At 47.9% G+C, this 16,580-nt stretch carries 13 protein-coding genes and 1 riboswitch; of the genes, 4 read left to right on the top strand and 9 right to left on the bottom strand.

Annotated elements, in window-relative coordinates:
• Positions 1-86 precede the first annotated feature (86 nt).
• The 3 genes from NDA06_RS17180 to NDA06_RS17170 all read right to left on the bottom strand — a co-directional run bounded on the left by NDA06_RS17180 (position 87) and on the right by NDA06_RS17170 (position 5,202).
• Positions 87-1,364, bottom strand: a complete 1,278-nt coding sequence (locus tag NDA06_RS17180; protein WP_190529517.1) for a glycosyltransferase family 1 protein — start codon at positions 1,362-1,364, stop codon at positions 87-89.
• A 163-nt stretch (positions 1,365-1,527) separates the two neighbouring features.
• Positions 1,528-1,718, bottom strand: a riboswitch (cyclic di-AMP (ydaO/yuaA leader).
• A 637-nt stretch (positions 1,719-2,355) separates the two neighbouring features.
• Positions 2,356-4,512 (bottom strand): polyribonucleotide nucleotidyltransferase, encoded by a 2,157-nt coding sequence (locus NDA06_RS17175; RefSeq protein ID WP_190431719.1) that lies wholly within the window; start codon positions 4,510-4,512, stop codon positions 2,356-2,358.
• 336 nt (positions 4,513-4,848) lie between these two features.
• Positions 4,849-5,202, bottom strand: a complete 354-nt coding sequence (locus tag NDA06_RS17170; protein WP_199324039.1) for a hypothetical protein — start codon at positions 5,200-5,202, stop codon at positions 4,849-4,851.
• A gap of 165 nt (positions 5,203-5,367) precedes the next feature.
• Here NDA06_RS17170 and NDA06_RS17165 point away from each other — a divergent pair, with 165 nt between their 5' ends.
• Together NDA06_RS17165 and NDA06_RS17160 are read left to right on the top strand one after the other, a co-directional pair.
• A complete protein-coding gene (locus tag NDA06_RS17165; RefSeq protein WP_190985386.1) occupies positions 5,368-8,559 on the top strand; it encodes a DEAD/DEAH box helicase in 3,192 nt (1,063 codons plus the stop codon).
• A 69-nt stretch (positions 8,560-8,628) separates the two neighbouring features.
• Positions 8,629-9,456: an SWIM zinc finger family protein gene (locus NDA06_RS17160; RefSeq protein ID WP_190985387.1), complete on the top strand. Its 828-nt coding sequence runs from the start codon at positions 8,629-8,631 to the stop codon at positions 9,454-9,456.
• 134 nt (positions 9,457-9,590) lie between these two features.
• Here NDA06_RS17160 and NDA06_RS17155 read toward each other — a convergent pair whose 3' ends face one another.
• The 6 genes from NDA06_RS17155 to NDA06_RS17130 form a co-directional block, all read right to left on the bottom strand.
• Positions 9,591-9,776, bottom strand: coding sequence for a PCP reductase family protein (locus NDA06_RS17155; RefSeq protein WP_190411824.1), 186 nt, complete (start codon positions 9,774-9,776; stop codon positions 9,591-9,593).
• 141 nt (positions 9,777-9,917) lie between these two features.
• Positions 9,918-11,057, bottom strand: coding sequence for a hypothetical protein (locus NDA06_RS17150; RefSeq protein ID WP_190985388.1), 1,140 nt, complete (start codon positions 11,055-11,057; stop codon positions 9,918-9,920).
• A gap of 253 nt (positions 11,058-11,310) precedes the next feature.
• Complete coding sequence (locus NDA06_RS17145; protein WP_190536819.1) at positions 11,311-12,090, bottom strand: photosystem II S4 domain protein; 780 nt, start codon at positions 12,088-12,090, stop codon at positions 11,311-11,313.
• Between the two features lie 143 nt (positions 12,091-12,233).
• A complete protein-coding gene (locus NDA06_RS17140) occupies positions 12,234-13,247 on the bottom strand; it encodes an ion channel (protein WP_190985389.1) in 1,014 nt (337 codons plus the stop codon).
• Positions 13,248-13,371: 124 nt separating this feature from the next.
• Complete coding sequence (locus NDA06_RS17135; protein ID WP_190985390.1) at positions 13,372-13,887, bottom strand: hypothetical protein; 516 nt, start codon at positions 13,885-13,887, stop codon at positions 13,372-13,374.
• 74 nt (positions 13,888-13,961) lie between these two features.
• The gene (locus NDA06_RS17130; RefSeq protein ID WP_190985391.1) at positions 13,962-14,297 is read right to left on the bottom strand and encodes a hypothetical protein; all 336 of its coding nucleotides are present in this window, start codon (positions 14,295-14,297) and stop codon (positions 13,962-13,964) included.
• Positions 14,298-14,383: 86 nt separating this feature from the next.
• Here NDA06_RS17130 and serA point away from each other — a divergent pair, with 86 nt between their 5' ends.
• Positions 14,384-15,964 (top strand): phosphoglycerate dehydrogenase, encoded by a 1,581-nt coding sequence (gene serA, locus NDA06_RS17125; RefSeq protein WP_190411818.1) that lies wholly within the window; start codon positions 14,384-14,386, stop codon positions 15,962-15,964.
• 245 nt (positions 15,965-16,209) lie between these two features.
• A partial coding sequence (locus NDA06_RS17120) for a 50S ribosomal protein L11 methyltransferase (RefSeq protein ID WP_348251787.1) occupies positions 16,210-16,580 on the top strand: 371 nt, incomplete at its 3' end.

The raw sequence follows: 16,580 nt of genomic DNA, 5'->3' as shown, positions 1-16,580 counted from the left end.
AAACTCTTTTCTAGTGCCTTTTCTTGCTCGCTATCGGGATTAAAATCCCATCCCAAAGGACTCAGCACTTTTCAGGGGAAAAAATCTCAAGCGACTAGCTGCGGTTTGCTCGTAGATTCAACAGCAGCTTGGCACAGTAATTTGGTGTACAGATGGCTGAGTCGTAATGCCACGCTATTCCAGCTAAAGGCAATTTCTACCCGTTGGCGACCCATTTGGCCTAATTGGTCTCGCCAATCGGGATCGGCTAGGATGCGGTCAATCGCCTGTCCAAAGGCGACTTCATCTTTGGGAGGTACCAGTAAACCCGTTACCTCTGGCACTACGGTAAACTGCAAGCCGCCTACATTACTTGCAATTACCGGCGTCCGGGTAGCCATTGCTTCAATGGCAACTAAACCGAAGGGTTCGTAATGACTGGGGACAACACACACATCGGCAGCTGAGTAGTAGAGAGGCAAATCGTTATCTTCCACACGACCGGGGAAGCAAGTGAGATCGCCAATGCCTTCTTCAGCTACGATTTTCTCAATGCGATCGCGTTCAATGCCGTCACTCTGTCCCGGACGGCTTCCGCCTGCGATGAGGAGCTTTAGGTCGCAAGACTTGCGTAAGCTTGATTTTGCTACGGCTCTGACTAGCGTTTCAATTCCCTTGCGCCGATCGAAACGACCCACATACAGCACTACTTTGGCGTCGCTGGCAATTCCTAGCTGTTGGCGTGCTTCTTGGCGCTGAGTGGAACCAAATTTAACGATATCTGTACCGCAGGGAATCATTTCAATCTGTCCGATCGTGGAAACAAGCGATCGCATTTGATCTTCTTCTTGCGGACTGGTAGCAATCACTCGATCCACTGTTTCCAAACACGCTTTTTCAACTGCTAGCCGTGTGGAAGCGATCGCTGGAATCTCGGAAACTGTACGATACTTCACTGCACCCAGAGAGTGATATGTATGTACCTGCTTCAAAGGTTGGTGCTTTTTCAGTTCCATTCCCACCCAAGATGACAACCAATAATTGGTATGCACCAGGGTATATTGCAAACCTTCACGCTGCTGGAATGCCTGGAATTGTTCAACAAACTCTGGTAAATAGCCGAAAAGCCGATCCCGACTCATGAATTGGGCTGGCCCAGCGGCTAATCGGATTGTCTGGCAGTTAGGCGTATGCTGAACGACATCCAGTTGATCCGGAGTGCTGCGGCGAGTGAACATATCCACCTGCCAACCTTGCTCAGCGAGTGCTAATCCTACTTGACGCACATAGACATTTTGACCTCCAGCTTCTTCTTGCCCAATTTCTACCGCTGGATCGCCATCTACCGAAATTAAGGCGATACGATTTTTGTCAGTCAGTAACATCGGTTGATTTTCTCCTCATAGCTAGCGCACCTGCTCTCCTACGCCAGCAGTTGAAGCACGAAATGTGCCTCTACTCATAGTCGAGGGCAGGTACAACGAAGCGAACAGATACCAGCCAAGGACACTGATGAGATCGCGCAAATTCTACAAAATTGCTGACTCTTCAGTCTCCTCTCAATGCCGACGGAGTTAGCTGACGGGCGAGGACTGAGAGATGTCCCTCTCTGAGAAATTAAGAATGCAAAATTAAAAATTAGGATTACTATTTTTAATTTTTAATCTCTCATCGATAAGCCCCAAAATTTGGTTCCTCCGCTCCAGCTTCACCTTAATTAGATAAGGTACGTTTTTTAAAGTGAGATACTGGATTAGGCTGACTTATGTAGACTGACTGCAACCTTAACACTACAATTTAAAAATCGTCAACCTACCTTAAGATAGATGTTTTTTAATATACGATAATGATATCTATACTTACCCTCCAATCGTCAGACTTACGAGTCAAGCATTTGATGTGGGCGGATGGGGTCGATAGAGTACATTGGGCTAAGTAAAAAAACCATCAGCTAACTTTTGTTAGCGAACGTTCGCGCACGGCATTAACCTACACGACAAGAAATGCAACTCGTTATTAATAAAAGCTTTCTACATCTTTAACCTTCAGTCATTCGTTCAATATCAACCAACTCATAACTAAGAGTTAAAGACTACTAGAAACAACTCTTTACTGTTGCTATGATTCATCTAATTATAGTTTTTATAGCTCGGTGCTAAATCATTTTCAAACGCGAGATATTCGACTTATCGAAGAAGTCAGGAATCTGAACTCCTAGCTTGCAACTCAAATAGGATTGCTATAGCTACGGGATAATTAGATTAGATTTAATAACCGAATGGAATAGTAGTTGTTGAGGAAAAAAGCTCGGTTCAGCGATTAGCTGTTAGCAATTTCAGTTCCCAATCGCTAACAGCTAATCGCTAATTGCTTTTTTTAGCGACTTGCTGCCGCTTCACGAGCAGCTGCCGCTTCATCTGGGTGAATCCCCAAGCGCGTCAGATTAATCCGACCTTTGCTATCAATTTCCCGTACCTTGACAATGACTTCATCCCCGACAGCCACTTCATCTTCGACGCGACCGACTCGGTAATCAGCAAGTTGAGAAATGTGGATCATCCCTTCTTTTCCGGGAAGCACTTCCACAAACGCCCCAATTGGAATAATCCGGGTTACGCGACCAGCGTATACATCACCCTCATTCAGCCTCCGCGTCATCCCTTGGATGATGTTGCGGGCTTTCTTCGCCTTCTCGCCATCTACTGCTGAAATCGTGATCGTGCCATCATCCTCAATGTCGATTTTGGCACCCGTTTCTTCAGTGATGCTCTTAATCATCTTGCCTCCAGGTCCGATGACCATGCCAATGAGTTCTGGCTCAATCTTGAGCGTTAGCAAGCGAGGTGCATAAGGTGACATCTCGGTGCGGGGCTGATCAATGGTTGCCAGCATTTTCTCTAAAATGTGCAGCCTAGCGCCCTTTGCTTGCTCGACGGCTTTGGCAATGATATCCAGAGGCAGTCCGCTGATCTTCATGTCCATTTGCAAGGCAGTGATACCAGTATCGGTACCTGCCACCTTAAAGTCCATGTCACCTAAGAAATCTTCAATGCCCTGAATATCAGTCAGAATGCGAACTTCCTCGCCTTCTTTAATCAGTCCCATTGCTGCGCCACTCACCGGCTTCGCAATGGGCACGCCAGCATCCATCAAAGCCAGGGTGGAACCACACACCGAACCCATCGATGTGGAACCATTAGAAGAAAGAACTTCAGACACCACCCGAATCACGTAGGGGAAGTCTTCCTTCGGCGGTAACACTGGCACTATTGCCCGTGCGGCTAGTGCCCCGTGACCAATTTCCCGACGACCGGGTGCCCGCATCGGCTTGGTTTCCCCAACAGAAAAGGGCGGAAAATTATAGTGATGTAAATAGCGCTTTTCATCTTCTGGATGCAGGTCATCTGCAAGATCCTGGGCATCGCCTGGGGTGCCGAGAGTACAAACAGATAACACCTGGGTCAGTCCTCGGTTAAACAAACCGCTACCATGAACCCGATTGGGCAACAGACCCACGCGACAAGAGACAGGGCGTACTTCATCAAGCTTGCGACCATCTACCCGGACGCTGTCTTCGACAATCTGACGGCGCATCAGCTTCTTGGTAATGTCTTTAAAGACGTTACTCACTGCTTTAGAGTTAGCCGCAGAAGCCACTCGGATGGGGTCGTCTTCGGCTAATTCTGCGATCGCTGCCAGGATTTGTGTCTCTTTGATCTGATCTAAAAGAGCATCGCGGCTATTTTTGTCCAGTTCAAATTTGGAGAGGACTTCTTTGATTTGGGCAGTCGCGCGATCGCGAATAAAATTCTCTAGGGTCGAATCGACTTCCGGCTGGATTTCTTGAACCAATTCAATCCCCAGTGCTGCCATGAGTTCTCGCTGCGCCTCAATCAAGTCGCGCACCGCCTCATAGCCGAAATCAATCGCCTCAATGACATCCTGTTCTGGCAGCTGATTCGCTCCAGCTTCGACCATAATCACGCCATCTGGAGAGCCTGCCACCACCAGATCCAAATCCCCCGCCTCAATCTCGGCGTAGGTAGGATTGATAATAAAATCATCCCCCACCAAACCAACCCGCACCGCTGCCATCGGTCCTTGGAAGGGAATCTGTGCTAAAAGCACCGCAATTGAAGCACCTGTTACCGCCAGAACATCCGGCGGTACCTGCTCATCCATCGACAGCGTGGTTGCTACTACCTGAATGTCATCTCTCAGCCAGGAAGGAAATAATGGACGCAGGGGACGGTCGATCAAACGACCCGTGAGCGTTACTTTTTCGGGGGGACGCCCTTCTCGTCGCAAGAAACCACCGGGAATCCGACCGGCTGCATAAAGCCTTTCTTCGTAATCTACCATTAACGGCAGGAAATCAATGCCTTCTCGGCCTCCGGAGCGAGTCGCCGTGACTAAAACTGCGGTGTCTCCTGACTGAATTAAAACTGAACCCCCAGCTTGAGGGGCAAGCAAACCCACCTTCAGTCGAATATCCCGTCCATCAAAGGATATTGACTTGTCTAGCTCTACCATGCGGTACTTTGTCCTTCTATCATTTTTCTTTATCTTTCGCAATCGTAGCACTTAGGTACTGGTGGTGCCTTTAGTGTAGATGACGGCATTCCGGAGACGAGGACGGACAGAGGAGTAAGGGCGCAGAGGATCGACGATAACAACTGACGGCTGATAAATTAGCGCAAAGAGCGGTACATCTTTAGGACGTCTCCTACTCGTCCCTGAGATAGTCCATCAAATAAATGTGCAGCGCTCAGAATCCGCCCGATTCTCTCAAATATTAAAGATTGTCACAATCGGATAGAAGGCGTGTTAATTGCCAAGACAAAATTGAACATCATCGCCGTGTAACCCTTAACGGCAGATATTTCTAGCATTGATCTCCATCAACCTACTCATGCCTTGACCCCGCTCAAGCAGGTTGTACAATAAATCCAGCATTGCAGATGTAGCTGCACCGTCCGGGAAAGTTGGGCTTGAGATAGTAAAGCTCCCAAGATTTTCATCGGCGTTGGTGGATTTAGTGTGGTTGTCGGTGGCAACAAAAGCATCGTGGGTCATCCAGTAGGCAGCAAATTCTACTTTGGATAGAGGTTTACTTTTGCGATAAGTTTGACCCTCAATAATAATCAGATTCAGTAATTCTCTGACTGCATCTTGCTTAGAAGGAAACATCTGGTCGAGTTCGGCTTTAATCCCATTTGGCAAGAAGGTCGTTAAAAAAGTAAATAAATTTTAATTTTTAAGTAAAACTTGTAAAAAGTGATGCCTTTAATTTAGCTAAGGAAAAAGCATCGAATTATCTAATTGCTAATTTCTGCTCTAATAAACGTTAATAAATTGAGTTAATTCTCACAAAAAAAGCTTTTAAACATGGCAATTTTACACGGTAGTTGGCTCATTCAACCTCAGGGTGGTTATCTATTTGTTTGGGGAGAAATTTGGCGACCCATGACGCCTGCGATGTCTTCCCAACCCGATACAGTGGCATCCCATCCGATGGCGATGACGCAGGTAGAATTAATCGCTTTTTTGCGATCGCGTAGTCTCTTTGGTGAATCGCGCAGCCATGCGAAAAGTCGGGCTAATGAGAAATGGCACAAGAAAGCGATCGCTTTGCCCACCCAAATAGAGGCAGGAGATCCAGTTTGCCCACTGCTATCCACCAAAATGCTTTCAGACGGTGCGGATGCTTCAACCTTATCCTTACACCTCTGGCAAGTTGAAGGGCTATGTCTCGATCCTCTGGAAGCCATACAATTTTTGCAAGCGTTGCCCCTTGGCTCTTTTCAAGCATCTGATACTTATGTCGGGGGAGATTTACGCTTTTGGGCACAGGTTAGCCGCTGGATTTTGGATCTTCTGGTGCGATCTAAGTTTTTACCAACCCTGCATCGGCAGTCAGATGGTACTGTTGTCGCCGCTTGGCAACCTCTACTCGATAGTGGGTTAGATCAAGCGCGTTTGGAAAAGTTTACCCAGCTCATGCCCTCTGCCTGCCGCACTTATCAACACTCGGAGGTTAGTGGTAAAGAAAAACCTAAAGAACAACTAGATCCAGAAGAACCCAAGGAATTACTCTTAGGATTCTTAGGCAGTGCGATCGACGCACAAGTGCGTTCGAGTGCTGGGAATTCTGCCTTACCCGCAGTAGAACCGATAGTGCAGGAGTGGTTGCAAGCCCTTTCTACCGCATCCAATACCCTCAAAACAGAACCGGCGGCAATTGGACGCTTGGAAGCAGCCTTTCAGACTTGGACATCGCCAGTACGAGATCATTTACTCGCCCCGGTGTTCGCTAGCGGGGAATTGAGAACCCGCCAATACCAACAAAACCGATTTCGCACCTGTTTCCTTCTCCAACCACCTGATACAGGTGATGAGAATTGGAGTTTAGAATACTTTCTCCAGGCAACGGGCGACCCAGAATTTTTGGTGAATGCAGAAACTATCTGGAACCATCCCTTAGAGCGTTTGGTCTTCAAAGGTCGCACAATTGAGCATCATCAGGAGACTTTTCTGAGTGGCTTAGGTCTGGGTGCCCGACTTTATCCTCCCATTGAATCCAGCTTGCATGAACGTCGCCCACAGTCTTGTCGCTTGACACCCGTACAGGTATACGAATTTATCAAGGCGGGTGCATGGCGACTCAAAGACAGTGGATTGGGAGTCGTGATGCCGTCTAGTCTGATGCCTGCGGAGGGAGAAAATAGGCACTTGGGGCTGAAAATTCGCTCTAGCACCACACCGGGCAAAGGTCAGTCGGGATTGCAAAGCTGGCTGTCTTTCGAGTGGGAATTAGCAATTGGCGATCGCACGATTTCTAAACAAGAATTTGACCGCCTAATCGCTCTGCAAAGTCCGCTAGTGCAAGTGAATGGGGAGTGGATAGCCCTGCAACCCTCCGATGTGAAAGCCGCTCAGTTGCTGCTAGCAACGCCCAAAGACCAAATGGCTCTTTCCTTAGAAGATGCTCTGCGGCTGAGTACCGGCGATACTAAGGTAATCGAAAAACTTCCGGTGGTTAGCTTTGAGGCAGCAGGGCCGCTTCAGCAGTTGCTAACAACTTTAACCAATAATCAGGCGGTGGAAGCGATCGCGCCTCCTGCCAATTTCCAGGGGCAATTGCGACCTTATCAAGCGCGGGGCGTCGGCTGGCTCTCTTTCCTCGAACGCTGGGGTTTGGGAGCTTGCCTCGCAGACGATATGGGATTGGGAAAAACAATTCAATGCATCGCCTTTCTGCTGAATTTACAAGAAGGAGAGAAATTAGAAGCACCGACGCTATTAGTTTGCCCGACTTCAGTTTTGGGGAACTGGGAACGAGAAGTTAAGAAATTTGGCCTTACGCTGAAAGTTGTCGTCCATCACGGGGATAAACGACCGAAAGGGAAAGCGCTGGCAAAAGCCGTTAAGGGCAAAGACTTGGTCATTACCAGTTATTCACTGGCGTTTCGGGATGCCAAAGACCTTCAAAGTGTTTCTTGGCGGGGTGTGGTGCTGGATGAAGCTCAAAATATTAAGAATCCCCAGGCGAAGCAATCGCAAGCAGTGCGTCAGTTAAAAGCAGGATTCCGGATTGCGCTGACAGGAACGCCAGTGGAAAATCGCTTGGCAGAATTGTGGTCAATTTTAGATTTCCTGAATCCGGGGTATTTGGGAACGCGAGATTTCTTTCAACGCCGGTTTGCCTTGCCGATTGAAAAATATGGAGATGTGGCTTCGTTGCAGACATTGCGATCGCTGGTGAGTCCTTTTATCCTGCGACGCCTGAAAAGCGATCGCAATATCATTCAAGATTTGCCCGAAAAGCAGGAAATGACTGTATTCTGCGGACTCTCTGCCGAACAAGCTGCACTCTATCAAAAATTGGTGGAAGAATCGCTAGTTGAAATTGAAGCCAGTGAGGGCGTGCAACGGAAGGGAATCATTTTAGCTTTGTTGATAAAGTTAAAGCAAATCTGCAACCATCCCGCCCAATATTTAAAGGAAAAAGAACTGGTAGCACAGGGTCGCTCTGGCAAACTTCAGCGTTTAGAAGAGATGTTGGAGGAAGCTTTATTAGAAGGCGATCGCGCTTTGATTTTCACTCAATTTGCCGAGTGGGGAAAACTTCTGCAACCTTATTTAGAGAAACATCTAGGCTGGCAAACCCTGTTTTTATATGGAGGCACCCGCAAACAACAACGGGAGGAAATGATTGACCGATTCCAGAACGACCCAGAAGGTCCGAGAATCTTTATTCTTTCTTTAAAAGCTGGGGGAACGGGTCTCAATTTAACCCGTGCGAATCATGTCTTTCATTTCGACCGTTGGTGGAACCCAGCCGTCGAAAATCAGGCAACGGATCGGGTATTTCGGATTGGTCAAACCCGGAATGTGCAGGTACATAAATTTACTTGTACGGGCACCCTAGAAGAAAGAATTAATGAAATGATTGAAAGTAAAAAAGCATTGGCAGAACAAGTTGTGGGTGCTGGTGAACAGTGGATTACAGAACTGAATACTGACCAACTCCGCAATTTATTACTGCTGGATAGGACTGCTGTAATTGATGATGAATGAGCTAGTTCAGAGTCATCACTCGCTAGGTAGATTTTCTGGATAAATGACGGATAACAAATAAGCAATAATATGAATAATTACGAAATTCAAAGCCGCGAATGGTGGGTTCAAGAATGGATCGATCTATTAGAAAAGTCCCGCTTCAAAAAGCGATTGGAAAGGGCACGAAATTACGCAATGCAGGGAAATGTTCTCGGCATTGAGTTTAAAGGTCCAAAGGTGTTAGCAAAAGTGCAAGGTACGGCACCGGAACCCTATCAAGTTTCCCTATCCCTAGACCCTTTTACGGATGAACAGTGGGATTACGTAATTGAAACGATGTCTCAACGGGCGATTTTTTCTGCCCAATTATTGGCGGGAGAAATGCCGCCTAACATTCAAGAAGTGTTTACCGCCAATGGTTTGAGTATATTTCCCTTTACTTTGTCTGATATCCATGCACGGTGCAGTTGCCCGGATAAAGAAATTCCCTGCAAACACATTGGTGCAGTTTATTATCAGTTAGGCGATCGCTTCAGTGAAGATCCTTTCGTCATCTTCCAGTTGCGGGGACGCACGAAAGAACAAATCCTCGATACCTTACGCAAGCTAAGACGCGGTACCGCTGAAACTTCTGAGACTGAAATTACCACAGAGGAGACATCCCAGCCATCGGGAGAGGGTACTTCATCCCTACCAGCAACCCCGCTGAAAATTGAGCAATTCTGGCAATACGACGAACCGCTGGATTCTTCGCTGGTGGTAATTGCACCTACTGGCGACACTGTATTAAATGTACTGGGATCGATTTCCCTAGCATCTGGTTCTAGTCAGCCGGTGATGCAATATTTAGACACCGTTTATCAAACAGTGAGTCAGCAAGCTTTTCTAGCGGCGATGAATTTAGAAGAGAGTTGAAGACTACGATCGCATACTTCTTAGTTAACTTCTCCCTTACCCCAGAAAGAGCTATAAATTTCCCATTTTCTAGTTCGGAAATGACCCATGAGGATGAGGTTTGTATGCTCCGAGAAGTATGGCAGCGCGATCGCTCACTGCCCAAATTCTAGCCGCGCCTGCTCCACTAACTCACCCGTGACAACTTCCAAACCCCCTGCACGAGCGATTTGCTCAATTCGCTGACGCGCTTGGGAACGAACAAAAAAAGGAATATTTTTCAGCTTTGCCTTTGCTTCCGGCGTCCACTGTAAAACATCTGTAAAATCAGAATCGCGCATGGCACACCAGCCCTTAGCTATCAGCCGTTCGGCTTTTAGCTGGTAAACTTAATCGCATTTTATCAAGTTGCGATCGCTTTCGCGTATGCCTCTCCTAGCGGCTCCTCGCGCCATGACACACCAGCCTTAGGAGAATCAATTCTATGGCTGAGCAGCTTTTAGTTTTTTCTGTGCCGATTGCAGCAGTTGTTGGGTTTCTCGATAGTCGCTTGTTCCTGGTTTGACCATTTTCAACCGATGGATTATTTTTTGCATCTGGCTGACTATCTGGTTGCGGTCTGCTTGGGAACTATCTTTGGGTATCGACGCAAGCAAAGCGTTGATTTGTTGCTGAGCATCATTGAAGGCTTCGTGAGACTCGCGTTCTGTTTTTAATCGAATTTGCACAGTGTCTAAATTCATTTGGTACGTTACCAGTAGCTTTTGCGCTTCCACATAGTCAACGTCTTCCAGCCGAACGTTTTGCAGTTGGACAATCGCTTTGTACCACAAATTTTCAATTTGTTGCCACCGCTGTGCAGTATGAGGTGGATTTTGCCCAGTTTTAGCAGCAGCAAAAGCATATTGTTTGGCGGCTTGAATTAAAGTATTGGTGCGCCCCAAAATCTGCTGTTGTTGAGAAAGTTGGGACTTGATTTGCTCAAATCTATAGCGAATATTGGCAGTTTGCTCGTTAGGGATTGTCTGCGTATCGTACCCGCTAACATAGCGCCGACCCTTGCGGTTGTAAGAGTATCGCCGCGAAGAAACTGTATCTGAAACAGGTAGATAATCGATATGTGTTTTGGCTTTACTTAATTTATTTTCACCTAATGCCAAACTTGCTGCGGTCTTGGCTTGGTTAATTAATTCTTCTGCTTGATCTAAAGATGCGATCGCTTCCTGATAGCGATCCTCTGTACTCATAGAAGCATTTTGTCCCGCTGACTGATGAGCTGTGGGAGATAGCAAAATTGCCAAAACAAGCGTCCCTGTTCCCCCAACTAGCAACAAAGTCCCCCCAGCTACCGCACAGCCAGCTAATTTGATTTTGCCGAATATTCCCAGGGGACGGTTGGCTTTCGCTGCTGCTAGCAGTGCCTTCTGGCTGAAGTTTGCATAGGTGGCGATGACGATTTTCCGCAGTTCTTCTAAGGAGGCAGGTGAGCCTGGTTGCGATCGCAGTTTTTCTAATTCCTCCAGTACAATCCGCTGCTCCATTTGGCTCAAAGCGTCATTACCAGCACAGTTTTTCACTTCTGCACGGAGGATTTGAAAGGCGCGATTGTTGAGACGGGACATAAGCTACACCCAGCAACTCATGTTAGTGTTCCCGCAACTGACTGGAAAATCACTCAGATGGCAATCATATCAGCGACCTTAAATGATTCGTGAAGACGAGATCCCCGACTTCTTGGAGAAGTCGGGGATCTGAACCGCTAGCATCTCACCACTCAAATAGGATTGCTATAGACAGTAAAACACTCTTCGTTCAACTAATCTCTTGCCTATCGCAAATCTAATTCTTAGGGTTGAAGATTCAAGATTGAAATTTTTACATAAATCTTGTGAGTTGCACGCGGTAGCGTTCCTTTTTAGTGACAGCAATTTCCCCAACCTCTAACCGTCCTTTGCCGCGAATCGCAATTAAGTCTCCAGACTTCAGAAGATGACTTGGCTGGGTGACTTCTTTCCAGTTCAATCGCACATCACCGCCGTCAATAAAATCAACCATTTTGCTGCGAGACATCCCAAAACCAGCGGAAGCGATCGCATCCAACCTCAAAGAAGCCTCAACCGTCGTCAATTCTTTCTTTTTCGGTTCCCGAATTTTTAACTCGCTTAACTCAATTTGCCGAGTTTTTACCGGGACAGAACGCACCTGATTGAGATGCATTCCCAAAAACTCCACCATTTCTGGAACAACAATCGCCTGCGCTCCTTGCTCTCCCAGCACAATTACATCGCCAGTCTTTTCTCGCACGATCCCACACCCCAACATCGCGCCGAGGAAGTCTCGGTGGGTGGCTTGGTCAAACAAAAAATTCCCGGAAATATCGATAGCAGCAATCGAGACTTGGGACGAATCGAGGGGCAATTCTGCACGCGCGATCGCAATCCGCTGTCGTTCAGCTTGCGGATAACCTCCCCAGGCAACCAGTTGGACTTCTGTTAACCGATTAAACGCTTGCTGGATTTCAGCGAGTTCTGGAGGAGACAGAAAATCCGTAAAGACTACTTCCCACGTCTTAATCGCTTGATCCGCTAGATCGATAACACGAGCGACAGTCTCTCGATTTTCGACTCCTTTGAGGAGTTCTTCCCTTGGCAACATACAGCAGACGCTAGATTGAGGTGAAACTTTCTTGATTCTATCGTTGGGAGCGAAACCTGATGGAGAGTGCGATGAGTGCAATCGCTTTCGCGGATGCTGCTTTTAGCGGCTCCTCGCGCTTGGTTAAACTGAATCATTCCCCTTTACCCAAACCGATTCCCGACCTCCTTCCACGACCACCCGTCGTTTCTCACTAAGGCGAGAAGCAAACGTCGTCGTCTCGTCAAGTTGCTGACTTCTAATGCAAAGGCTTCATCGCTAACAGTGGGAATTCCATTCGCACGTAACTCATCGAGAACTGCCAGGGGTGGCACGTCTGAGGCTGGCTTAATGTAAGCAGAAGTCAGGGTTTCTAGAAAGACTGACAGGGTTTGCCGCACTGGGTATAGCGCCACCGCATCGGGTCGATGTTCCGGCTTAATTCCAGATTCGAGCAAGGTCAGCGCCTCGTCCAAGACAGCTATGTTAACTTCCGCCGCTGTCTCCCGCTTGGTGCTATGAAAGTAATGAAGTACCGGATAAGCGAAATGACTTTGCCCGTATAAGGCTAGCATGGGCGCGATCGCTACTAAGTGCTGAGACAGCATCCCAAAATCTTTGCCATTCCAAGCTTTAGTTACGATTTCGGTAGGAGTATAGCCAAGACAGGAAATGTAGGTTGCCAACTGTCGCTTCTGAGTCCCGGCTGACACCACAGAAAGCAGATAGGTAATCGACAGAGTAATCAGGAAAAACCCATTCGCTGCTGCTGCGGCTGTCACCAGTTGCCAAATTTTTCCTTGGGGTTGGTAGTCTCCGAGACCGAGGGTAACTAACGTATAACCTGTAAAGTAAATTTTCTCCCAGATGTCAGCAGGCTGCTTTGTATCCGCAGAAACCAAAGAGCGATCGCTGGCGCTAAAAATTAAGACCCATCCTGCCCAAGTGACCAAAATCCACAGCAGCGTAGAAATGACAATGGTGCTGTAGCCTGCAATGGAAAGCAACTGATGAGAGGGAGAGGTGCGATGTTGATGGAGGAGCAATTTCCACAAGCAATTGGACACTCTAGACGTAATTGGTCCCCCCCCACCCCCAACGGCGATTGTTGTCCAAAGTACATCAACGACAATCGAGCCGACCAGCGCAACTCCCAAACAAGTTAGCAATATTTGCATCAATACCAGCTCCCAATGACTTGCGCTCAGGCTGGTACTTAAAGTAACAACGTTCTGTTTATTACTTCCTCTGTCCGTAGATGGAAGACCCAGCTAGGGCAAAAGGTTGGGAGAGGTTTCCGTTCTAGACACCCCCTGAGTCCATGTAGCCTTGGATATTTTCGGGTTCAAACTGACGGAGAATCCGAGTCGCTTGGCGGATGATCGTTTCGGAAGCTTTCACAACAATCAGATACTTACCTGCATTGAGGCGATTGCGGTAAGGCAAGGCGTCACCACTCCCCAGTGCCAAGCCTACTCCTCCCCCCACAAACACGCTACCCATCGCACCGGAGGCGGCACCTAAAAGTCCAGCAATCAGGTAATTGCCGATTGGACCCGCCCAGGCAAAGGTGTCTAAACCCGTGGTGATATTGAAAGCTATTCCAGCGAAAAATCCAAAGGGGATGAGCCAATAAGCCATCAGCTTTGATTGCTTTTTAGCTTGCTCGTTGGGGTCAATTAAGCCAAATTCATCCGCGCTTTTGTATCCTCTGCCTAGGATACTGACTTTATTCATCGGTAAGCCTTCTTTCTCTAAAGCGGAATAGGCGGCTTCTGCCTGGATGCGGTCTGCCAGTACGGCAACGAGATAATTCATGGTGATTCGTAAAATGCTGAGATAGCCTTAGTTAAAGCCTAGCAGTGCAAGGGACAGCAAATCTTCTACCGTAATTAGGATGCACTTGCGCGAGAAGTCGCTAGGAGCGGTATATGCGAAAGCGATCGCATTTGTGCGATGGGTAGCTGATATCTTTGGCTGTGTTTTGTTTCGTTCCGCCATCGGCAAGAAGCACTTCGCCCACGCGAATGAAAGTTAAAAACTTTCAGCCAACCAGCCGTACAAAGACACCTGATACAGTTAAAATGACCTTCTGCCTGTATTGTTCGTGGTGGAGAGTGATTAGACGCGATGTCTAAGCCAGCTCCCATCAGGCAAGCTTGCTCCCAAGGTTTTACCGGCACGCGATCGCGTAACGCAAGGGAGCTATCCTGGCGAAGTGGATGCAACGCAACGCGCGACTTGCGGTTTTGACCTTTTAGGGGTCGTGCGTGCGTGTCGTAATGGAATTTTTATTTAGACTCACCTGCCCATCATGTCCAAGGTTCTTGTTTCCGATCCCATAGACCAAGTTGGAATAGATATCCTCTCCCAAGTTGCCCAAGTTGACATTAAAACAGGTCTTTCTCCAGAAGAACTGGTGCGAATTATGCCAGAGTATGACGCTCTGATGATTCGTTCTGGAACCCATGTCACCAAAGAAATTATCGAAGCGGGCACCCAGCTAAAAATTATTGGTCGTGCTGGAGTTGGCGTCGATAATGTCGATGTTCCAGCCGCCACCCGACAAGGAATTGTCGTCGTCAATTCCCCCGAAGGTAACACCATTGCAGCAGCAGAACACGCTTTGGCAATGATGCTATCGCTCTCCCGTTATATCCCCGAAGCCAATCAGTCGGTGAAAAGCAGTCAGTGGGATCGCAAGAGTTTTATCGGGGCTGAAGTTTACAAGAAAACGCTGGGTGTTGTCGGTTTGGGGAAAATTGGTTCTCATGTCGCCAGCGTTGCGAAAGCGATGGGGATGAAACTGCTAGCTTACGATCCCTTCATCTCGGTAGAACGGGCAGATGAACTGGGTTGTCGTCTAGTCGATCTGGATATGCTGTTTCAGGAATCCGATTACATTACCCTGCACATCCCCAAAACTCCAGAAACGACTCATCTGATTAACGCCGAAGCGATCGCTAAAATGAAACCCACGACTCGGATTATCAATTGTGCCCGTGGTGGCATTATTGATGAGGCAGCCTTGGCGGAGGCGTTAAAAGCTGGCAAAATTGCTGGGGCGGCGTTGGACGTTTTTGAGACAGAACCGCTTGGCGAGTCGGAGTTGCGATCGCTGGGGAAAAATCTTATCCTCACTCCCCACCTGGGAGCCTCTACAGCAGAAGCGCAGGTAAATGTCGCTATTGATGTTGCCGAGCAGATTCGGGACGTTCTGCTGGGGCTACCAGCGCGTTCAGCCGTGAATATTCCTGGGTTGCGGCCTGACGTATTGGAAAAACTCAGACCTTATCTCCTCTTGGCGGAAACTCTGGGTCATTTGGTCGGGCAACTGGCTGGAGGACGGATTGAGTTGTTGAATATCAGCTTGCAGGGAGAATTGGCAACTAATCAAAGTCAGCCTCTCATCGTAGCAGCACTGAAAGGGCTGCTCTCTCAAGCGTTGAGAGAGCGAGTGAACTACGTGAATGCCAGTATTGAGGCAAAGGAGCGGGGAATTCGCGTGATTGAAACGCGGGATGCCTCGATTCGAGATTATTCGGGTTCGCTGCAACTGTCGGCAAAGGGTTCCCTAGGAGAACACTCGGTCACTGGTGCTTTATTGGGCGATAACGAAATTCGGATCACTAGCATTGATGATTTTCCCATCAACGTCCCCCCCACTTCTAATATGCTGTTTACGCTGCACCGCGATATGCCAGGAATTATCGGGAATATTGGTTCCCTATTGGGCAGTTTTAATGTCAATATTGCCAGTATGCAGGTGGGTCGTAAAATCGTGCGCGGCGATGCAGTAATGGTGTTAAGCCTAGACGATCCCCTACCAGAGGGAATTTTGGCGGAAATTCTCAAGATTCCCGGCATTCGAGATGCCTATACGGTAACTTTATAAGTGCTGAGGATGGAGGATGTAGGACTGAGGACTGAGGTATGAGGACTGAGGATGAAGAAAAGAGATACACAAAGAGTAAATTCTTTTTAGTTTCTCTTGACTCTCTATTGCTAAGTTCTACGTTCTAACCTTCCTCAGTCCTCAGCCAGTGCTTCGCACCACTGGGCTAACAGTCCTCACCCCTCAGTCCTCAGTCCTCAGCCCTCATACCTCAGTCCTTAGTCCTCAGCCCTCAGCCCTGATGTATGGCAAACACCTGGTGGGAAATTCAAGTTCTCTGCGACCCAGCCTTAGAAGATTTAATTTTCTGGCGGCTGGAAAAATTTGGCTGTCGCGGCACATCCATTGAGGTTAAAGGACACTCGCGCCTAGTGTGTGGTTATTTATCCGCACTCCAAGCGCAGTTATTAGATTTGGCGGCGCTGTCTCTGTGGCTGCGTCAAGATGCGCTGAATGTGGGAATGCCGATGCCGGTGATGGATTGGCATTTAATTGATGAGGAAGATTGGGCAAGTAGCTGGAAGCAATACTGGCAACCGCAAGAAGTTGGCGATCGCTTATTAATCTACCCTGCCTGGTTGCCCCCTCCAGAGCAGACGGAACGGATTACCCTGCG

Source organism: Trichocoleus sp. ST-U1, assembly GCF_039961835.1.
In the GTDB taxonomy this organism is placed as follows: domain Bacteria; phylum Cyanobacteriota; class Cyanobacteriia; order Cyanobacteriales; family FACHB-T130; genus FACHB-T130.
Note: the sequence above shows the minus strand (reverse complement) of the source record. Positions and strands in the feature narration are given on the sequence as shown.